General features: G+C 45.4%; 13 protein-coding genes, 8 tRNA genes and 4 rRNA genes. 1 reads left to right on the top strand and 24 read right to left on the bottom strand.

What is annotated here, in order from left to right:
- Window positions 1–9: 9 nt before the first annotated feature.
- The 18 genes from NST81_RS00505 to folP all read right to left on the bottom strand — a co-directional run bounded on the left by NST81_RS00505 (window position 10) and on the right by folP (window position 12084).
- Window positions 10–1564 (bottom strand): 16S ribosomal RNA (locus tag NST81_RS00505).
- Window positions 1565–1700: 136 nt separating this feature from the next.
- A tRNA-Ala gene (locus NST81_RS00500) sits at window positions 1701–1776 on the bottom strand.
- Between the two features lie 16 nt (window positions 1777–1792).
- Window positions 1793–1866: transfer RNA gene (locus tag NST81_RS00495), tRNA-Pro, on the bottom strand.
- A 2-nt stretch (window positions 1867–1868) separates the two neighbouring features.
- Window positions 1869–1945, bottom strand: a tRNA-Arg gene (locus NST81_RS00490).
- 7 nt (window positions 1946–1952) lie between these two features.
- Window positions 1953–2038: transfer RNA gene (locus NST81_RS00485), tRNA-Leu, on the bottom strand.
- A gap of 7 nt (window positions 2039–2045) precedes the next feature.
- Window positions 2046–2120, bottom strand: a tRNA-Gly gene (locus NST81_RS00480).
- 9 nt (window positions 2121–2129) lie between these two features.
- A tRNA-Leu gene (locus NST81_RS00475) sits at window positions 2130–2211 on the bottom strand.
- A 6-nt stretch (window positions 2212–2217) separates the two neighbouring features.
- Window positions 2218–2290: transfer RNA gene (locus tag NST81_RS00470), tRNA-Lys, on the bottom strand.
- Window positions 2291–2355: 65 nt separating this feature from the next.
- Window positions 2356–2431: transfer RNA gene (locus tag NST81_RS00465), tRNA-Val, on the bottom strand.
- A 6-nt stretch (window positions 2432–2437) separates the two neighbouring features.
- Window positions 2438–2552 (bottom strand): 5S ribosomal RNA (rrf, locus tag NST81_RS00460).
- A 76-nt stretch (window positions 2553–2628) separates the two neighbouring features.
- Window positions 2629–5561 (bottom strand): 23S ribosomal RNA (locus NST81_RS00455).
- A 135-nt stretch (window positions 5562–5696) separates the two neighbouring features.
- A 16S ribosomal RNA gene (locus tag NST81_RS00450) occupies window positions 5697–7251 on the bottom strand.
- The 16S, 23S and 5S rRNA genes sit together here with 8 tRNA genes alongside, the layout of an rRNA operon.
- A 280-nt stretch (window positions 7252–7531) precedes the next feature.
- Complete coding sequence (gene lysS / locus NST81_RS00445; protein ID WP_003352280.1) at window positions 7532–9019, bottom strand: lysine--tRNA ligase; 1488 nt, start codon at window positions 9017–9019, stop codon at window positions 7532–7534.
- A 180-nt stretch (window positions 9020–9199) separates the two neighbouring features.
- A complete protein-coding gene (gene dusB, locus NST81_RS00440; RefSeq protein ID WP_048622355.1) occupies window positions 9200–10195 on the bottom strand; it encodes a tRNA dihydrouridine synthase DusB in 996 nt (331 codons plus the stop codon).
- 25 nt (window positions 10196–10220) lie between these two features.
- Window positions 10221–10427 carry a helix-turn-helix domain-containing protein gene (locus NST81_RS00435; protein ID WP_048622354.1) on the bottom strand — a complete coding sequence of 69 codons (207 nt, stop codon included), beginning with the start codon at window positions 10425–10427 and terminating at the stop codon, window positions 10221–10223.
- Window positions 10379–10906 (bottom strand): 2-amino-4-hydroxy-6-hydroxymethyldihydropteridine diphosphokinase, encoded by a 528-nt coding sequence (gene folK / locus NST81_RS00430; RefSeq protein WP_341027652.1) that lies wholly within the window; start codon window positions 10904–10906, stop codon window positions 10379–10381. The genes NST81_RS00435 and folK overlap by 49 nt, the downstream gene beginning before the upstream one ends.
- Window positions 10899–11270, bottom strand: coding sequence for a dihydroneopterin aldolase (folB, locus tag NST81_RS00425; RefSeq protein WP_040340789.1), 372 nt, complete (start codon window positions 11268–11270; stop codon window positions 10899–10901). The genes folK and folB overlap by 8 nt, the downstream gene beginning before the upstream one ends.
- The gene (gene folP / locus NST81_RS00420) at window positions 11263–12084 is read right to left on the bottom strand and encodes a dihydropteroate synthase (RefSeq protein ID WP_341030458.1); all 822 of its coding nucleotides are present in this window, start codon (window positions 12082–12084) and stop codon (window positions 11263–11265) included. The genes folB and folP overlap by 8 nt, the downstream gene beginning before the upstream one ends.
- A 397-nt stretch (window positions 12085–12481) precedes the next feature.
- Between folP and NST81_RS00415 the strand changes: the two genes are divergently transcribed.
- On the top strand, window positions 12482–13843 hold the full coding sequence (locus NST81_RS00415; protein WP_341027651.1) for an IS1182 family transposase: 1362 nt from the start codon (window positions 12482–12484) through the stop codon (window positions 13841–13843).
- 130 nt (window positions 13844–13973) lie between these two features.
- On the opposite strand, the gene cysK is transcribed toward NST81_RS00415, so the two are convergent.
- The 6 genes from cysK to tilS form a co-directional block, all read right to left on the bottom strand.
- Window positions 13974–14903 carry a cysteine synthase A gene (cysK, locus tag NST81_RS00410; protein WP_048622351.1) on the bottom strand — a complete coding sequence of 310 codons (930 nt, stop codon included), beginning with the start codon at window positions 14901–14903 and terminating at the stop codon, window positions 13974–13976.
- Between the two features lie 248 nt (window positions 14904–15151).
- Entirely contained in the window at window positions 15152–16030 is an 879-nt protein-coding gene (gene hslO, locus NST81_RS00405; protein WP_048622350.1) for an Hsp33 family molecular chaperone HslO, read from the bottom strand.
- Between the two features lie 14 nt (window positions 16031–16044).
- Window positions 16045–16812 (bottom strand): type III pantothenate kinase, encoded by a 768-nt coding sequence (locus NST81_RS00400; RefSeq protein WP_040340791.1) that lies wholly within the window; start codon window positions 16810–16812, stop codon window positions 16045–16047.
- A gap of 423 nt (window positions 16813–17235) precedes the next feature.
- On the bottom strand, window positions 17236–19239 hold the full coding sequence (gene ftsH / locus NST81_RS00395) for an ATP-dependent zinc metalloprotease FtsH (protein ID WP_341027649.1): 2004 nt from the start codon (window positions 19237–19239) through the stop codon (window positions 17236–17238).
- Between the two features lie 117 nt (window positions 19240–19356).
- Window positions 19357–19911 (bottom strand): hypoxanthine phosphoribosyltransferase, encoded by a 555-nt coding sequence (hpt, locus tag NST81_RS00390; protein ID WP_341027648.1) that lies wholly within the window; start codon window positions 19909–19911, stop codon window positions 19357–19359.
- Window positions 19905–21320: a tRNA lysidine(34) synthetase TilS gene (tilS, locus tag NST81_RS00385; RefSeq protein ID WP_341027647.1), complete on the bottom strand. Its 1416-nt coding sequence runs from the start codon at window positions 21318–21320 to the stop codon at window positions 19905–19907. Before tilS ends, hpt begins: the two co-directional genes overlap by 7 nt.
- Window positions 21321–21386: the final 66 nt, after the last annotated feature.

Below are 21386 nucleotides of genomic sequence, written 5' to 3'. Positions count from 1 at the left end.
TATCCTTAGAAAGGAGGTGATCCAGCCGCACCTTCCGATACGGCTACCTTGTTACGACTTCACCCCAATCATCTGCCCCACCTTCGGCGGCTGGCTCCCGTAAGGGTTACCTCACCGACTTCGGGTGTTGCAAACTCTCGTGGTGTGACGGGCGGTGTGTACAAGGCCCGGGAACGTATTCACCGCGGCATGCTGATCCGCGATTACTAGCGATTCCGGCTTCATGCAGGCGAGTTGCAGCCTGCAATCCGAACTGAGAATGGTTTTTTGGGATTAGCTCCACCTCGCGGTTTCGCGACCCTTTGTACCATCCATTGTAGCACGTGTGTAGCCCAGGTCATAAGGGGCATGATGATTTGACGTCATCCCCACCTTCCTCCGGTTTGTCACCGGCAGTCACCTTAGAGTGCCCAACTGAATGCTGGCAACTAAGGTCAAGGGTTGCGCTCGTTGCGGGACTTAACCCAACATCTCACGACACGAGCTGACGACAACCATGCACCACCTGTCACTCCGTCCCCCGAAGGGGAACCCTCTATCTCTAGAGGTAGCGAAGGATGTCAAGACCTGGTAAGGTTCTTCGCGTTGCTTCGAATTAAACCACATGCTCCACCGCTTGTGCGGGCCCCCGTCAATTCCTTTGAGTTTCAGCCTTGCGGCCGTACTCCCCAGGCGGAGTGCTTAATGCGTTAGCTGCAGCACTAAAGGGTGGAAGCCCTCTAACACTTAGCACTCATCGTTTACGGCGTGGACTACCAGGGTATCTAATCCTGTTCGCTCCCCACGCTTTCGCGCCTCAGCGTCAGTTACAGACCAGAGAGCCGCCTTCGCCACTGGTGTTCCTCCACATCTCTACGCATTTCACCGCTACACGTGGAATTCCGCTCTCCTCTTCTGCACTCAAGTCTCCCAGTTTCCAATGACCCTCCACGGTTGAGCCGTGGGCTTTCACATCAGACTTAAGAGACCGCCTGCGCGCGCTTTACGCCCAATAATTCCGGACAACGCTTGCCACCTACGTATTACCGCGGCTGCTGGCACGTAGTTAGCCGTGGCTTTCTGGTCAGGTACCGTCAAGGTACCGCCCTGTTCGAACGGTACTTGTTCTTCCCTGACAACAGAGCTTTACGATCCGAAGACCTTCTTCGCTCACGCGGCGTTGCTCCGTCAGACTTTCGTCCATTGCGGAAGATTCCCTACTGCTGCCTCCCGTAGGAGTCTGGGCCGTGTCTCAGTCCCAGTGTGGCCGATCACCCTCTCAGGTCGGCTACGCATCGTCGCCTTGGTGAGCCGTTACCTCACCAACTAGCTAATGCGCCGCGGGCCCATCTGCAAGCGGCAGCTTGCGCCGCCTTTCAACCTTCCTTCATGCGAAGGAAGATATTATCCGGTATTAGCCCCGGTTTCCCGGAGTTATCCCCGTCTTGCAGGCAGGTTGCCCACGTGTTACTCACCCGTCCGCCGCTAACTTTCAAAAAGCAAGCTTCTTGAAAGTCCGCTCGACTTGCATGTATTAGGCACGCCGCCAGCGTTCGTCCTGAGCCAGGATCAAACTCTCCAAAAAGAAATTTGACTTGGCTTGTTTCTATCGAAACATTGGTTTACGCTTCGTTTTGTTCAGTTTTCAAGGATCCATTTTCGATCAACTTTTTAAGTATAGCTTAAAAACATAAAAATGTAAATAACTTTTTAAAATTATTTGGTGGAGCCTAGCGGGATCGAACCGCTGACCTCCTGCGTGCAAAGCAGGCGCTCTCCCAGCTGAGCTAAGGCCCCATTACTTTTATTTCAATCGGGAAGACAGGATTCGAACCTGCGACCCCATGGTCCCAAACCATGTGCTCTACCAAGCTGAGCTACTTCCCGTATGGCGCGCCCAAGAGGAGTCGAACCCCTAACCTTCTGATCCGTAGTCAGACGCTCTATCCAATTGAGCTATGGGCGCAAATGAATGCCGAGGGCCGGACTCGAACCGGCACGGTGGTCACCCACCGCAGGATTTTAAGTCCTGTGCGTCTGCCAATTCCGCCACCCCGGCATGATAATGGAGCGGAAGACGGGACTCGAACCCGCGACCCCCACCTTGGCAAGGTGGTGTTCTACCACTGAACTACTTCCGCATTTACATATGCGGGTGAAGGGAGTCGAACCCCCACGCCTTGCGGCGCCAGATCCTAAGTCTGGTGCGTCTGCCAATTCCGCCACACCCGCATAAAGTGAGCCATGGAGGATTCGAACCTCCGACCCTCTGATTAAAAGTCAGATGCTCTACCGACTGAGCTAATGGCTCATAATGGAATTATTTTGTTTTCTTTTCGTACTTATGAATATATTGGAAAATGAATAGAAAAATAATGGTGGAGGTTGACGGGATCGAACCGCCGACCCCTTGCTTGTAAGGCAAGTGCTCTCCCAGCTGAGCTAAACCTCCATCATCGCCTGGCAGCGTCCTACTCTCGCAAGGGAAACCCCTCACTACCATCGGCGCTGAAGAGCTTAACTTCCGTGTTCGGGATGGGAACGGGTGTGACCTCTTCGCCATCGCCACCAGACGGTATGTAGTTGTCGGAACGATTGTTCCTTCAAAACTAGATAGAAGAAGCAGTTTCACCGATTTCGCGCTTTCTTTTGGTTAAGTCCTCGATCGATTAGTATCCGTCAGCTCCACGTGTCACCACGCTTCCACCTCGGACCTATCTACCTGATCATCTTTCAGGGATCTTACTTTCCGAAGAAATGGGAAATCTCATCTTGAGGGGGGCTTCATGCTTAGATGCTTTCAGCACTTATCCCTTCCGCACATAGCTACCCAGCGATGCCTCTGGCGAGACAACTGGTACACCAGCGGTGCGTCCATCCCGGTCCTCTCGTACTAAGGACAGCTCCTCTCAAATTTCCTGCGCCCGCGACGGATAGGGACCGAACTGTCTCACGACGTTCTGAACCCAGCTCGCGTACCGCTTTAATGGGCGAACAGCCCAACCCTTGGGACCGACTACAGCCCCAGGATGCGATGAGCCGACATCGAGGTGCCAAACCTCCCCGTCGATGTGGACTCTTGGGGGAGATAAGCCTGTTATCCCCGGGGTAGCTTTTATCCGTTGAGCGATGGCCCTTCCATACGGAACCACCGGATCACTAAGCCCGACTTTCGTCCCTGCTCGACTTGTAGGTCTCGCAGTCAAGCTCCCTTCTGCCTTTGCACTCTGCGAATGATTTCCAACCATTCTGAGGGAACCTTTGGGCGCCTCCGTTACCTTTTAGGAGGCGACCGCCCCAGTCAAACTGCCCACCTGACACTGTCTCCCACCCCGATCAGGGGTGCGGGTTAGAATTTCAGTACAGCCAGGGTAGTATCCCACCGGCGCCTCCACCGAAGCTGGCGCTCCGGTTTCCAAGGCTCCTACCTATCCTGTACAAGCTGTACCAAAATTCAATATCAGGCTGCAGTAAAGCTCCACGGGGTCTTTCCGTCCTGTCGCGGGTAACCTGCATCTTCACAGGTACTATAATTTCACCGAGTCTCTCGTTGAGACAGTGCCCAGATCGTTACGCCTTTCGTGCGGGTCAGAACTTACCTGACAAGGAATTTCGCTACCTTAGGACCGTTATAGTTACGGCCGCCGTTTACTGGGGCTTCGGTTCGCACCTTCAAGCAAAGCTTTAAGCGCTCCCCTTAACCTTCCAGCACCGGGCAGGCGTCAGCCCCTATACTTCGCCTTACGGCTTCGCAGAGACCTGTGTTTTTGCTAAACAGTCGCCTGGGCCTATTCACTGCGGCTTCTCGGGGCTATGCACCCCAAAAAGCACCCCTTCTCCCGAAGTTACGGGGTCATTTTGCCGAGTTCCTTAACGAGAGTTCTCTCGCACACCTTAGGATTCTCTCCTCGCCTACCTGTGTCGGTTTGCGGTACGGGCACCTTTTTCCTCGCTAGAGGCTTTTCTTGGCAGTGTGGAATCAGGAACTTCGGTACTATATTTCCCTCGCCGTCACAGCTTGAGGTTAGTGACAACGGGATTTGCCTCGCTGCCCCTCTCACTGCTTGGACGCACATCCAACAGTGCGCTTACCCTATCCTCCTGCGTCCCCCCATCGCTCAAACGGAAAAGAGGTGGTACAGGAATATCAACCTGTTGTCCATCGCCTACGCCTGTCGGCCTCGGCTTAGGTCCCGACTAACCCTGAGAGGACGAGCCTTCCTCAGGAAACCTTAGGCATTCGGTGGAAGGGATTCTCACCCTTCTTTCGCTACTCATACCGGCATTCTCACTTCTAAGCGCTCCACCAGTCCTTCCGGTCTGGCTTCTCTGCCCTTAGAACGCTCTCCTACCGCGGACACCCGAAGGTGTCCACCCGCAGCTTCGGTGATACGTTTAGCCCCGGTACATTTTCGGCGCAGAATCACTCGACCAGTGAGCTATTACGCACTCTTTAAATGGTGGCTGCTTCTAAGCCAACATCCTGGTTGTCTAAGCAATTCCACATCCTTTTCCACTTAACGTATACTTTGGGACCTTAGCTGGCGGTCTGGGCTGTTTCCCTTTTGACCACGGATCTTATCACTCGCAGTCTGACTCCCAAGGATAAGTCACTGGCATTCGGAGTTTGTCTGAATTCGGTAACCCGATGAGGGCCCCTAGTCCAAACAGTGCTCTACCTCCAAGACTCTTCCCTTGAGGCTAGCCCTAAAGCTATTTCGGAGAGAACCAGCTATCTCCAAGTTCGATTGGAATTTCACCCCTACCCACACCTCATCCCCGCACTTTTCAACGTGCGTGGGTTCGGGCCTCCAGTAAGTGTTACCTCACCTTCACCCTGGACATGGGTAGATCACCTGGTTTCGGGTCTGCGACCCCATACTCATGCGCCCTGTTCAGACTCGCTTTCGCTACGGCTCCGTCTTTCCGACTTAACCTCGCATGAGATCGCAACTCGCCGGTTCATTCTACAAAAGGCACGCCATCACCCGTAAACGGGCTCTGACTACTTGTAGGCACACGGTTTCAGGTTCTCTTTCACTCCCCTCCCGGGGTGCTTTTCACCTTTCCCTCACGGTACTGGTTCACTATCGGTCACTAGGGAGTATTTAGCCTTGGGAGATGGTCCTCCCAGCTTCCGACGGGATTCCTCGTGTCCCGCCGTACTCAGGATCCACCAGGGAGGGAACGAAGTTTCGACTACAGGGTTGTTACCTTCTCTGACGGGCCTTTCCAGACCTCTTCGTCTACCTCGTTCCTTTGTAACTCCACGATTGGTGTCCTACAACCCCAGAAGGCAAGCCTTCTGGTTTGGGCTGTTCCCGTTTCGCTCGCCGCTACTCAGGGAATCGCTGTTGCTTTCTCTTCCTCCGGGTACTTAGATGTTTCAGTTCCCCGGGTTGCCTTCCTTACCCTATGGATTCAGGCAAGGATGCTGCCCCATTACGGGCAGCGGGTTTCCCCATTCGGAAATCTCCGGATCAACGCTTACGTACAGCTCCCCGGAGCTTTTCGGAGTTAGTCCCGTCCTTCATCGGCTCCTAGTGCCAAGGCATCCACCGTGCGCCCTTTCTAACTTAACCATGTTGGTTTTATCCTAGATGGCGATACTCGGTTTATGCTGCTTCTTTTTTCTATCTAGTTTTCAAGGAACAACTTGGAAGGATGAAATCCTTCAAAACTGAACAAAACGAAAGCGTACTTAAGAATATCCTTAGAAAGGAGGTGATCCAGCCGCACCTTCCGATACGGCTACCTTGTTACGACTTCACCCCAATCATCTGCCCCACCTTCGGCGGCTGGCTCCCGTAAGGGTTACCTCACCGACTTCGGGTGTTGCAAACTCTCGTGGTGTGACGGGCGGTGTGTACAAGGCCCGGGAACGTATTCACCGCGGCATGCTGATCCGCGATTACTAGCGATTCCGGCTTCATGCAGGCGAGTTGCAGCCTGCAATCCGAACTGAGAATGGTTTTTTGGGATTAGCTCCACCTCGCGGTTTCGCGACCCTTTGTACCATCCATTGTAGCACGTGTGTAGCCCAGGTCATAAGGGGCATGATGATTTGACGTCATCCCCACCTTCCTCCGGTTTGTCACCGGCAGTCACCTTAGAGTGCCCAACTGAATGCTGGCAACTAAGGTCAAGGGTTGCGCTCGTTGCGGGACTTAACCCAACATCTCACGACACGAGCTGACGACAACCATGCACCACCTGTCACTCCGTCCCCCGAAGGGGAACCCTCTATCTCTAGAGGTAGCGAAGGATGTCAAGACCTGGTAAGGTTCTTCGCGTTGCTTCGAATTAAACCACATGCTCCACCGCTTGTGCGGGCCCCCGTCAATTCCTTTGAGTTTCAGCCTTGCGGCCGTACTCCCCAGGCGGAGTGCTTAATGCGTTAGCTGCAGCACTAAAGGGTGGAAGCCCTCTAACACTTAGCACTCATCGTTTACGGCGTGGACTACCAGGGTATCTAATCCTGTTCGCTCCCCACGCTTTCGCGCCTCAGCGTCAGTTACAGACCAGAGAGCCGCCTTCGCCACTGGTGTTCCTCCACATCTCTACGCATTTCACCGCTACACGTGGAATTCCGCTCTCCTCTTCTGCACTCAAGTCTCCCAGTTTCCAATGACCCTCCACGGTTGAGCCGTGGGCTTTCACATCAGACTTAAGAGACCGCCTGCGCGCGCTTTACGCCCAATAATTCCGGACAACGCTTGCCACCTACGTATTACCGCGGCTGCTGGCACGTAGTTAGCCGTGGCTTTCTGGTCAGGTACCGTCAAGGTACCGCCCTGTTCGAACGGTACTTGTTCTTCCCTGACAACAGAGCTTTACGATCCGAAGACCTTCTTCGCTCACGCGGCGTTGCTCCGTCAGACTTTCGTCCATTGCGGAAGATTCCCTACTGCTGCCTCCCGTAGGAGTCTGGGCCGTGTCTCAGTCCCAGTGTGGCCGATCACCCTCTCAGGTCGGCTACGCATCGTCGCCTTGGTGAGCCGTTACCTCACCAACTAGCTAATGCGCCGCGGGCCCATCTGCAAGCGGCAGCTTGCGCCGCCTTTCAACCTTCCTTCATGCGAAGGAAGATATTATCCGGTATTAGCCCCGGTTTCCCGGAGTTATCCCCGTCTTGCAGGCAGGTTGCCCACGTGTTACTCACCCGTCCGCCGCTAACTTTCAAAAAGCAAGCTTCTTGAAAGTCCGCTCGACTTGCATGTATTAGGCACGCCGCCAGCGTTCGTCCTGAGCCAGGATCAAACTCTCCAAAAAGAAATTTGACTTGGCTTGTTTCTATCGAAACATTGGTTTACGCTTCGTTTTGTTCAGTTTTCAAGGATCCATTCTGCTCGCAAATCAGCGACTTTTATATATTATCACTCTTCTCACACAACGTCAATACTTTTTTTTGAAAAATCTTTGATCGTGCGTGATTTAACAGCGACAACGAAAATAAATATATCACCTGTTCAGAAAATGCGCAAGTATTTTTTTAATAAAAAACGGCTGCTGAAACTAATGCACGCAGCAGTTTCAGCAGCCACAGTCTCTCTTAATCTCTTTGACGCATTAATGGGAAAAGCAGCACATCCCGAATGGACGGTGAGTTGGTTAACAACATAACCAAGCGGTCTACACCGATTCCCAAACCGCCTGTAGGCGGCATTCCGTATTCCAGAGCTTCCACAAAATCTTCATCCATCATATGAGCTTCATCATTGCCTTGTTCGCGTTCTTTTAACTGAGCTTCAAAACGCTGACGCTGATCAATCGGGTCATTTAATTCCGTAAATGCATTGGCATGTTCGCGACCAACAATAAACAATTCAAAGCGATCCGTAAATCTTGGATCTTTTTCGTTTTTCTTAGCCAAAGGAGAAATTTCCACAGGATGGCCATAAACAAAAGTAGGTTGAATGAGTTTGTCTTCCACTCGTTGTTCAAAAAATTCATTAACAATATGACCGAATTTCATATTATCTGTTATCTCAATATTATGTTCTTTCGCCAACGCACGAGCCTCTTCATCGCTCATTTGTTTCCAGAAGTCAACGCCTGTATATTCTTTAATAGCATCGACCATGTGCAGACGTCTCCACTCAGGGGTCAAATCAACCGTATGTTCCCCATACTGAATAACTTGAGTTCCCAACACTTCTTGCGCTATATGAGAGATTAAATTTTCTGTAAGCTTCATGATATCCGTATAATCAGCATAAGCTTCATATAACTCTATCATGGTGAACTCGGGGTTGTGACGAGTTGAAATTCCTTCGTTTCTAAAAACTCGTCCGATTTCATATACCTTTTCTAACCCTCCGACAATTAGGCGCTTTAGGTGAAGCTCAATGGCAATGCGCATATATAAAGGCATGTCCAAAGCGTTATGATGAGTAATAAACGGACGAGCAGCTGCTCCTCCGGCAATCGCATGCATCATAGGCGTTTCTACTTCAAGGTAGCCGTGGGCATCCAAATACCGACGCATTGATTGAATGATTAAGCTTCTCGTAATAAACGTTTGTTTGCTTTCAGGATTGACGATTAAATCTAAGTAGCGCTGGCGGTAGCGTTGTTCGACATCTTTTAATCCGTGGAATTTATCAGGGAGCGGGCGAAGAGATTTGGTTAACAGTTCAAAGTGGTCCACTTTGATCGATAATTCACCGACTTTTGTTTTAAAAACAGTACCTGTAACGCCAACGATGTCTCCTAAATCTGCTGTTTTAAACAAATCGTATTCGCTGTCTCCAACATTATCTTTGCGTACATAAATTTGAATTTGGCCGGTCAAATCCTGTATATGAGCAAAACCTGCTTTCCCTTTGCCGCGTTTTGTCATAATTCTTCCAGCCACCGCTACTTTTACGTTTTTATTCTCTAATTCTTCATTTTCCAGAGCTTCATATTCAGATCTTATTTCTTGAGATAGATGCGTGCGCTCGAAGCGTTTGCCGAACGGATCGATTCCTTTACTGCGAAGAGATTCTAATTTTTCTCTTCTTACCGCAAATTGATCATGTGTATCTTCATGACTCATTTTTTTCACTCCTACATTGATATTTATTTATTGATGGGCCGCACGTTTATACATTTACGATTGTGCATGTTCTTCATATATAGACATCCCTATTATTTTATAATTTATTTGTCCCAAATAGCAATGTTTATGGAAAACTTCCCTACAAAAAAACTGCCAGAAAGTTGGCAGTTTTCCTATTCATCCTGCTTGAACAGATTGTTTTTCTTCTAGTTCTTCCACAAAAGAAGTCAGCAGATTGACGAGTTCGTCTCGAGTCGTGCAGGCATTAATCGCATTTCTGACTTTGGCGTTTCCGCGAATTCCTTTTAAATACCATGACGCGTGTTTTCTCATTTCTCTAACAGCAATTTCTTCATTTTTCAAAGCAATCAAACGATCCAAGTGAAGGATGCAGACATCGATCTTCTCTCTCGGGGTAGGTTCACCAATTAACTCTCCAGATTCGAGATATTTAACGGTCCGATAAATCATCCAAGGATTTCCTAGTGCGGCTCTCCCTATCATGACGCCATCGCAGCCGACTTCTTCAAGCATTCTTTTTGCATCCTGCGGCGTACTGACATCGCCGTTACCGATGACAGGAATGCTTACAGCTTGTTTTACTTCACGGATAATGTCCCAGTTTGATGTGCCTTCGTACATTTGAGCTCTTGTTCTTCCATGAACGGCAACCGCTTGTCCGCCTGCGCGTTCTACTGCTTGCGCATTTTCCACTGCATAGATATGTTCCTCATCCCAGCCTATTCTCATTTTAACGGTCACCGGTTTTTCCACTGCGTCAACAACAGCAGCTACCATTTCATAAATTTTATTGGGGTCAAGCAACCATTTTGCCCCAGCATCGCATTTTGTAATTTTAGGCACTGGGCATCCCATATTGATATCAATAATATCGGCGTTCGTATTTTTATCAACGAACTTGGCCGCTTCTACGAGAGATTCTTTTTCTCCGCCGAAAATCTGCAAACTGAGCGGTTTTTCGCGTTCATCGATATAGAGCATGTTCATTGTTTTTTCGTTTTTAAAAATAATTCCCTTGTCACTCACCATTTCCGCATAAACAAGCCCTGCGCCAAACTCTTTTACTGTCAATCGAAAAGCCGAGTTGCAAACGCCAGCCATCGGCGCAAGAACCACCGGGTTTTTCATTTCAATATTTCCTATTTTAAGCATATGCTCTATCCCCTTTTACGTTTATTTAGTCGGAAGGGTTAAGCTCTTCCATTGAAATTTGCAGGCATTCAGCCACTTGCCTTAAAAATTCTTCTGTCGGCAAGCGGTTTCCTCTTTCGATCTCTCCTAAAACCGAAACCGAAATTCCTAATTCATTCGCCAATCCCTCTTGAGTATATCCCTTTAACTTCCGAAAAGCGCGTATACGTCTTCCCCATTTATCTGTTTCCATAACCGTACCCCTTCTTTGTTTGGAATTTGTTCTAATATGTCAATTAAAGGTTTATCTATTGTCGGGATCTTTAAAAAAGGATCGATTTCTAAAATCGGAATAAGTACAAACAACCTTTCGTGCATTCGTGGGTGCGGTATGATCAAACGATCTGTTTTCCTATTTTCATTATTATAAAGCAAAATGTCAAGATCGATCGTTCTTGGCCCCCATTTTGTTTCTCTTACTCTCCCTAGCGACTTTTCAATTTCCAGGCAAGTTTCCAGCAATTCTTCGGCATCAAGCGATGTTTTTATTTTGACTGCCATATTTAAAAACTTCCCTTGATCAGTATATCCGACCGGATCCGTTTCATAAACGGAAGAAATGGCCAGAACGTTTATCTTCGGATGACAAGCCAATGCCTGAATGGCATGTTTCAAATAATTCATCCGATCGCCGAGATTTGAACCAAGCGATAAATATGCAATATTATTCATGATTTTCCCTGCCTCTAGTAATCTCTACCGCTACATAATTGTAATGGCCCGGGATGGGAGGATTGGGTTTCACCACCTTAATGGTGCATTCATTTACAATCGGAAACTTTTCTAATATTTGTCTAGCGATTGTCTCCGCAGCCGTTTCCACCAATCGAAAAGTCTGTTTCTCCATGATTTCTTTACAAACCATGTAAACTTCAGCATAATTGACTGATTGAGTTAAATCGTCTGTTTCTCCTGCTTTTTTTAAAGATAACCGTAATTCTGCGTCCACTTCGAACCGTTGTCCTAGCCGGTTTTCTTCGGGATAGACCCCGTGATAGGCGTAAAATCCCATCCCTTTTAAGATCACTTTATCCAATCCTCTCACCTTTTCCCATTAGTGCATCCATCATTTTCACCATTCGGCTGATCGGTTTCACATCGTGTACACGTACGATATGACATCCTTTTTGCATGCCAAATAAACAAGTTGCGCCTGTCCCTTCCATCCTTTCTTCTACCGGAAGGTCCAGCACATGCCCAATTACTCTTTTTCTAGAAGTAGCTAAAAGTACAGGATAGCCAAGAGCCACAATTTTATCGAGATTTTGCATCAACAGCATATCTTGATCTCTATCTTTTGCAAAACCAATACCCGGATCCAAAATGATTTTATCGTCGGGAACACCCGCTTTTTTCGCTATCTCAATACTTTCATATAAATCAAACAAAACATCTCTTACAAAATTTTCATAATCCATATTAGGGCGGTTATGCATCAAAATGATCGGCACTTTTTTTTCCGCTGCCACATCCGCAATTTCCGGGTCTTGTTTGGCCCCCCAAACATCATTAATTATATGGGCACCTGCTTCAATCGCTTCCGCTGCCGTCCTCGCCTTAAAGGTGTCAATGGAAATAGGCGCATCTACTCGCTTGGATACTTCTTGAATGACCGGAATCACCCTTCGCAATTCTTCCTCTACTGAAACAGGATTATGACCGGGACGTGTAGATTCTCCTCCTACATCGATAATCCCTGCTCCATCTTGTACCATCTCGATAGCATGAGATACTGCATCCTCCACCGAATAAAACTTGCCGCCATCCGAAAAAGAATCAGGGGTTACATTTAAAATCCCCATAATATACGTTTTTTTATCAAAATCGAACCGAAAGCGCCCCGCAAGCATTTTCATATGAATCATCCCCTTAGCACGTTAGAACTTCTCTTTTGGACTTATTGTAGCATAATTTTTGAAAAAACGATGGCAATTCAGATGCAAGCCGCGCGGGTGTTTTTATAAACCAAAAACAGCCCGTAATCAACGAAAAACTATTCATTGCTACTATTCATGTAAAGTTGTGGAAATCGATTCCGGAAGGTTTTTTGAGGGAAAATGATAGACTAATGCCCCGCGTTGTTATTCCAACGAGCTTAAGGGAGGTTGATGGATGCAAGGAAATACAGGGATAAAAAAAGCAAGCCATTTCGGCTTGCTCAGACTGTCGACAAATCCGAAAAAACCGGATTTGCCGACAGTCTTTTTTTGTATAATTAAGATACCGTAATGAATTGAGGTGGATGAAGTGCTAACAAAAAATACACAGATGAATCGTGATCAAATAGAAATGATAGCTTTAGACCAACTTGTACCTGCAGATCATTTGGTTCGTAAAATCGACGCTGCTATTGATTTTTCATTTATCTATTCGCTTGTTCAAGACATGTATTCATCGGAAAGAGGTCGACCAAGTATTGATCCAGTTGTATTGATTAAAATGGCTTTCATCCAATATACCTTCGGTATTCGTTCCATGCGAAAAACTATAGAGGAAATCGAAACGAATCTGGCTTACCGTTGGTTTCTTGGATTTGGTTTTTATGATAAGGTACCTCACTTTTCAACGTTTGGGAAAAACTACGAGCGACGCTTTAAGGATACAGACTTATTTGAACAGATATTCTATCGCATTTTGAAAGAAGCTGCAGATAAGAAGCTGATAAGCAGTGAGCATGTCTTTATTGATTCTACTCATGTCAAAGCGAGTGCGAATAAGCATAAATTTGTGAAGAAAGTGGTTCGAAAAGAAACGAAAGCCTATCAAGCACGTCTACAAGATGAGATAAATGCTGATCGAGAAGCACATGGAAAAAAGCCATTTCCTCCAGATAAATTTGGGAAAGAAGAATATAAAGAAATAAAAGAAAGTACCACTGATCCGGAAAGTGGTTACTACGTAAAAGACGAGCGAACAAAACAGTTTGCTTACTCATTCCATGCTGCTGCGGATCGAAATGGCTTTGTTTTGGGGGCTATTGTAACGCCAGGGAATATTCATGACAGTTCCGTATTGGAGCCACTTCTTGAAAAAGTCATCAAAAAACATGGAAAACCGGTTGTAGTTGCTGCTGACGCTGGATATAAAACTCCCGCCGTTGCCCAATACATATTTGAAAATGATATGACCCCTGCTTTACCTTATACTCGCCCTCGTACAAAGGATGGTTATTTCAAAAAACATGAGTATGTTTACGATGAATACTACGATTGTTATCTTTGTCCGCAAGGACAAGTGTTAAAATATGCAACTACGACGAAGGAAGGCTATCGTCAATATTTTTCTGATCCAGTCCAGTGTAAAGATTGTCCATTCCTCTCGAAGTGCACCCAAAGTAAGGAGCATAAAAAACTGATTCAGCGACATGTATGGGAATTTTATTTAGAGGAAGCTGATCATCTTCGGCATACACAAGAGAATAAGAGCATTTATGCAAGACGGAAAGAAACCATTGAACGTGTTTTTGCTGATGCAAAGGAAAAGCATGGTATGCGTTGGACAACCTTAAGAGGTCTAAAAAAATTGTCCATGCAGGCGATGCTAACTTTTGCTGCAATGAATTTGAAAAAGATGGCTTGCTGGACATGGAAAAGTCCAGCAATAACATAAAATAGACCCCTGGAGGGGTCTATTCCAAACATTTGAAAGCATAAAAGTGACAAAAGGCATCCGAAAGCGCACATTCGGATGCCTTTTGTCTACACTCTGAGCAAGCCATTTCGGCTTGCTTTTTCAAAGCTTAGTCTTCAAATTGATAAAGCGGTGTGCTTAAGTAGCGTTCCCCATTGTCTGGAACAATCGCCAAAACTTTTTTGCCTTTTCCTAACTTTTTGGCGACTTGAAGAGCCGCATAAATGGCAGCACCAGCGGAAATGCCTCCGAGAACTCCTTCATTCAGTGAAGCTTTTCTTGCAGAATCGAATGCTTGTTCAGTAGTTACCGTAATCACTTCGTCATAAACATCGGTATCTAAAACTTTAGGAACGAAGCCTGCCCCAATTCCTTGAATTTTATGTGGGCCAGGTTGTCCTCCGGATAAAACCGGGGAATCTGCTGGTTCTACTGCATAAATTTTAATATTCGGATATTTTTCTTTCAGCACTTGGCCTGTTCCCGTAATGGTTCCGCCTGTACCGATACCGGCCACAAATGCGTCCAGTTGTTCATCACCGAACTGTTCTACAATTTCTTTACCGGTCGTTCGACGATGAATTTCCGGGTTAGCAAGGTTTTCGAATTGTTGAAGCAACAGATAGCCATTTTCTTTAGCGAGCTCTTCTGCTTTTTTGATGGCGCCTTTCATTCCTTCGGGACCTGGAGTAAGAACAAGTTGAGCTCCATATGCTTTCAGAAGGTTGCGACGTTCTAAACTCATCGTTTCCGGCATAACAAAAATCGCAGGATAGCCTTTCGCCGCAGCTACCATAGCAAGTCCGATCCCGGTGTTTCCGCTTGTAGGCTCAATGATCGTTCCGCCAGGTTGAAGTTTTCCTGATTTTTCAGCCGCTTCGATCATGGCCAATGCAATACGATCTTTTACGCTGCTGCCCGGATTGAAATACTCTAATTTTAAATAAACATCAGCTGAATCGGCATCGACAATTCTGTTCAGCTTTACAATCGGCGTATTCCCGATCAATTCTGTAATGGAATTCGCAATTTTTGCCACTTCGATCACCTCAAAACCGAGTAATTTTATTGGTATTATCGTAGATAATTTACCAATAAATTATGAAAAAGTCAATTGATAATGTCTGAAATTTATAATAAAACAAAAAAATCTTTGAATTTAAACGGAAAATATATTATTTTAAAAAAATATGATCTAATAGAGAATTCTATCTTAAGTATCCAAAAAAGGAACAACAGCCCTATTATCAAAACGGGCGGGAAAATTTCCCGCCCAATAGATGGTCTTTATTTTGCTTCTTGCAGCATGGCTTCCAATTCGTCTTTAGTAAATACATATTTCTCATTGCAAAAATGACATTGCGCTTCCGCTTGGCCATCTTCATCGATCATGTCTTGAATTTCCTCTTTTCCCAGCCCAATAATGGCAGTCGCAAAACGTTCCTTAGAACAATTGCACTTAAATTGAACAGGTATTTTATCCAGTATTTTTACTTGGTCTTTCCCAAGAATTTCAAATAAAATTTCTTCCGGAGTTAATCCATTCTGAATGAGCTTTGAAATGGGCGGAATCGTTTTGAGTCGTTCTTCTATCCTGTCAATCGTATCATCATCGGTGCCAGGCATCAATTGAATAATAAATCCTCCGGCAGCCAGAATCGAATTGTCAGGATTCACCAAGACTCCCACACCGACAGAAGAAGGGATTTGTTCAGAGGAAGCAAAATAATAAGTAAAATCTTCACCAAGTTCACCGGATACAATCGGAACTTGTCCGGAAAAATTTTCTCTTAATCCAAGATCTTTCACGACTGTAAGTGTTCCTGAGGTCCCAACAGAACGGCGGACATCAAGTTTTCCATGTTCATTTAAATCGAAATGGGTTTGAGGATTGGTGACATAGCCGCGGACATTTCCGTTCGCGTCGCTGTCTACTAAAATAATCCCGATAGGGCCTCCGCCATCCACTTTAATGGTCACTTTGGCGTTTCCTTTCATCATGGAACCCATCATGACCCCGGCTGTCATAGTACGCCCTAATGCTGCAGATGCTGTAGGCCATGTGTAATGTCTTCTTTGTGCTTCTCCGACTGTGTTGGTTGTATTGGCAGCATAAGCACGGACCTTGCCATCAAAAGCAAGGGCTTTTATTAAATAATCACTCATATGTTTCTCCTTTCCTATTCCATGTTTCGCTTATAAATGAGTCTCAAGCCTTTCAACGTCAAAAACGGATCAACGTGATCGATGGTTTCCGACTCGTTGGCAATAAGCGAGGCCAATCCCCCGGTGGCAATCACTTTCGGCTCAATTTTGCTATATGCTTTCATTCGACTGACGATGCCGTCAACCTGTCCTACAAACCCATAAAAAATCCCGGACTGCATGGCTGCAACCGTACTTTTTCCAATGATATGGTCGGGTGCCGCAATTTCTATCCGAGGCAGTTTTGATGCCCTAGTATATAAAGCTTCCGTGGAAATACCAATGCCCGGGGCAATAGCTCCTCCCATATACTGTTCCTTCTCATTGATATAACAATAAGTAGTTGCCGTACCAAAATCGACGATAATTAACGGACTTCCGTATTCGTGTATCCCGGCAACCGCATTCACAATTCGATCCGCTCCTACTTCACGCGGATTGTCGTATTTAATATCCAGCCCCGTTTTAATTCCTGGACCTACAATCAGCGGGTTCACATGAAAATACTTTTGACACATTCTCTCTAAGGAAAACATAATAGGAGGGACTACCGATGAAATGATAATACCATGAATATCTTCAAAGCGAATCCCCACATGCTCAAAAAGAGATTTCACCAACATGCCGTATTCATCTTCCGTTTTACTCCGGTTCGTTTCGATTCGCCAATGGAATTTTAATTCATCCTTTTCATATACCCCTAATACTGTATTAGTATTTCCAACATCCAATACAAAAATCAACCCACTCACCACACATATTAATCTTAAAAATTCCTGTCAACATCATATCACAGAATATCCGATTTTCGTAAAGATTGGCTCTTGCAGAAAAGTTTCCGAACATACCCGTTGATACTAGCCGTAATCTAAACGAAAAATCCAACTTGTTGAAATCCATGTTCATCTACTGCAGAGACGTATCCATATTCGTTCATCGCAAACATCCAACTCAAAAAAGTCGTTAAAAATCCATTCTGCTCTTTTCCCATCTGTATTCATGAAACAAGTTTGCCGCGAAAGTTTATCTGCTTCATTTCAAAAATAGCCTCCCGGCATCAAAGCTGTTCCATCTTTGATATCCGGGAGGCTTTATATCATTGTCGTCTTACTTTATGCCCAAAAATGCTTCCAAGCAAGCTTGCTTTTCTCTTGAAGGAGTCGATCTTAAACTGTTTTGTCCCCATCGTTCCCTGAATTCGGGGGATTTTTATCAGAATTGGAAGCCGATTCACTCTGATCTGTTGAATCATATTGATTCGATTCTTCCGTCGGCGACTCTTCTTTTTTCTGAATATTTACCTTTACATTATCATTGTTTGTTGCCTTTTTGTCAGTTGAAGCGGAACGGTCCGGTAAAGCGCCGTGTTCCACTAAATGTTTAATTTGAGCCGCATCCAGTGTTTCTACTTCCAACAGTGTTGTAGCAATCAATTTCACTTTATCTTGGTTTTCAGTCAGAATCTTTTTAGCGCGCTCATAACACTCTTTAATAATACGCTGAATTTCAAGATCAATTTCGTAAGCGATTGCATCCGAATAATTTTGCTCACTGTTTAAATCACGTCCAAGGAACACTTGGCCTTGAGATTGTCCGAACTGAAGCGGACCCAATTTATCGCTCATTCCAAATTCGGTTACCATTCTGCGAGCGATACTTGTAGCGCGTTGGAAATCATTATGAGCACCAGTCGACACTTCTCCGAAGGTAAGCTCTTCCGATACACGACCCCCGAGCAATCCTGTGATCTTATCCAGCAATTCTGGTTTTGTCATAAAATAACGATCTTCTTTCGGAAGCATAACCGCATATCCACCAGCTTGACCGCGCGGGACAATCGTTACTTTATGAACCATTTCCGCATCATCCAGTACTAGTCCAATCACTGTATGCCCAGCCTCGTGGAAAGCCACAATTCTTCGTTCTTTTTCTGAAATCACTTTGCTGCGTTTGGCCGGTCCGGCAATGACGCGGTCTGTTGCCTCATCAATATCGGACATATCTATTTTTTTCTTGTTTGCACGGGCCGCAACAAGTGCCGCTTCGTTCAACAAGTTTTCCAAATCTGCTCCAGAAAAACCGGGAGTTCTTTGCGCAATCGCCTTTAAATCTACAGAATCATCTAAAGGTTTATTGCGGGCGTGAACTCGAAGAACCGCTTCTCTTCCATTCACATCAGGACGATCTACTGTGATTTGACGGTCGAAACGTCCCGGACGCAACAATGCTGGGTCGAGAATATCCGGACGGTTTGTTGCTGCAATGATGATAATCCCCTCATTTGCGCTAAATCCATCCATTTCAACAAGCAATTGGTTTAACGTTTGTTCTCTTTCGTCATGTCCGCCACCAAGACCTGCACCACGTTGACGGCCAACTGCATCAATTTCATCTATAAAAATAATACAGGGGGCATTCTTTTTGGCTGTCTCAAATAAATCCCGGACACGAGAAGCACCGACCCCAACAAACATTTCCACAAAATCGGAACCGCTAATGGAGAAAAATGGGACTCCCGCTTCGCCCGCTACAGCTCGAGCAAGTAGAGTTTTCCCTGTTCCTGGAGGTCCGACTAAAAGCACACCTTTCGGAATACGAGCTCCTAATTCGGAAAATTTACGCGGATCTTTCAGGAATTCAACAATTTCAACCAGCTCCTGCTTTTCCTCATCGGCTCCAGCTACATCCCGAAAGCGCACTTTTTTCTTCTCGTCATTATACAACCGGGCTTTGCTTTTTCCGAAGTTCATGACACGACTTCCGCCGCCCTGCGCTTGGTTTAATAAGAAGAAAAATAGTATAAAGATAATCAAAAATGGAATAATTGTAGTAAAAAAGGAGACCCAACCGCTAGTTTCCTTAGCAGGCAGCACTTCCACTCTGGCGTTCTTTGCAGCATTGTCGATGCGGTTAAGAAGAGTGTCGCTGTTCATGACATACGTTTGAAAATAATTGCCATCGTCGCCTTTTAATTGACCACGAACTTCGTAAACGCCTCGCTCAGGCTGCATGGAAAAAGACTTTACATCATTATTTTCCAAGTGAGATATAAACTCGTTATACGTTATATTTTTAGTTGGCTGGTTGTTGTTATTAAAATAACCAACAACGCCAATAATCACTAAAAAGACTAGCAAGTAAAATATGGTATAGCGAAAAATGCGATTCATCCCTTACCTCCTCCCACCATCAAGAAAACTATATACAATAGTATCACATTGAATCTTAGTGTTACAAACAATAATCATCCCTTGAATTCGTTTTTTCATTCGCGCAACCCACTTTACCTATTTGCTTTCATTATTCCTATAAACTTCAGGTTTTAAAACCCCGATGTAAGGTAAATTCCGGTATTTTTCAGCATAATCCAAACCGTAACCAACCACAAATTCATCCGGAACGATGAAGCCAACATAATCCGCTTCAATATTCGCCTTGCGTCCTGTCGGTTTATCCAGAAGGGTTACGATCTTGATCGAATTTGCTTTACGGTAACGGAAAAGCTCGACTAAATAGCTTAAAGTCAATCCGCTGTCGATGATATCTTCAACGATTAGTATGTCCCGCCCTTCGACAGAAGTATCAAGGTCCTTCACAATTTTCACTTCTCCGGATGAAACGGTGGAATTGCCATAGCTGGAAACATCCATAAAATCCATTTCCAAATAGGCGTCCACCCGTTTCAACAAATCCGCCATAAACGGCATGGCTCCTTTCAAAACGCCGATCACAAGCGGAAACTTGTCCTTGTATTCTTCTGTCAAATAGCCAGCCAATTCTTTAATTTTTTCTTGGATCTCTTCTTCTGTGATTAAAATTTTTTCAATATCCTGATTCAGCACTTTGTTTGCCCCCCAGATGATGTTTGCTTAATATAAATTAAAATATCATCATTCTCATTTTCGTTTTGTTTTTCAAAGATCGATTTCCTAAGACCCGGGATCCATAAAACTTTCCCTTTGGAATCGGCCACAATCGGCCAATGATCACGATAAGAACGCGGTACTTTCAAATCAATAAAAAGCTTTTTCACCTTTTTGAATCCATCCATCCCTTTTAATGCGATGCGGTCGCCCGGTTTTCGCGTACGGATAATCAACGGCATTGCGACTGCCTCTCGATTCAGGCAAAATTGGTCATCTTTTGATGGGAATTTGTCTGCGTTCTTCCTTTTTGTCAGGATCAATTGGTCACCGTTCGGAAGGACAACTTTTCCTTCCGTTTTTAATTCATATGAATATTCTTTTGTTTCATCCTTTATGAAACCGAAAAAACATTCCTGATACTGCCGAATCACTTTCAATCCTTCCGGAAGATCAAGGCTTCCAGAGGGATGGTGATGTTGGATCAATTGCAAAATTTGACGAATATGTACATTTGTAAATGGGGTTTTTTTCTTATAAAGATAGTTTAATATTAGATGAATCCCTCTTCTTTGTAAAGACAAAGGCATTTTTTGAAACTCTTCAATATCCAAGGAAATTCCGTCGTTTTTGTGCGTCCATATGTTTTCCATTCTTTCATAGGTCAATTTTAGCAAAAAACGTTCATCGTCCAGCATTTCCTCACTAAATGTTTGAAAATGTTCATGAACTTTCGGATTTTCTGTTTTCAAAAAAGGAAGCACTTCGAGACGAAAACGATTGCGTGTATATGCGCCTTTCGAGTTGCTGGGGTCGATTCGAGGATTCAGTCTGTAAAAATCACAGTAGGCTAAAATCTCCTCTTTCGTTATGCCTAACAACGGACGGATGATCCATCCATTGTGGAAAGGCCTCAAATAAGGAATCCCTGCCCTTCCTTTTCCGGATGTTCCTCTTGTCAACCGCATTAAGATCGTTTCTACCTGGTCATCCCCATGATGCGCAAGCGCCAATTTATTAGCCGCAAACCGGGTCATTGCCTGTTGAAAAACTTGATAACGCACCATTCTAGCGGTTTCTTGAAGCCCTGTTCCATTGTCTCGAATGATCTCACTAACGTTGATCCGCTTGGATAAGCACGGAATATGAAATTCTTTACAAAATTCTTCAACAAACAGAAGTTCTTCATACGACTCCTGCCCGCGAAACATGTGGTCAAGGTGAACGGCAAACAGATCGATCCCATAAAAATCTCGTTTTCTCGCCAAATAGTGCAACAAAGATAAAGAATCCGGCCCACCTGATACCCCGACGACTATTTTATCGCCCTTATTAATCAATTGATGTTTCTTAATAAACTGTCTGACCTTTTCTTCATACTCAAGCATCGCAATTCGTCCTTTATCTTGAAAGCAGGTGAAAGGTTTCACCATGTGGGATATTCGGAATAGACC

This window comes from Bacillus sp. FSL W8-0223 (genome assembly GCF_038006805.1).
Classification (GTDB): domain Bacteria; phylum Bacillota; class Bacilli; order Bacillales; family DSM-4216; genus Bacillus_O; species Bacillus_O smithii.
This window is presented reverse-complemented; position numbering and strand designations above follow the sequence as displayed.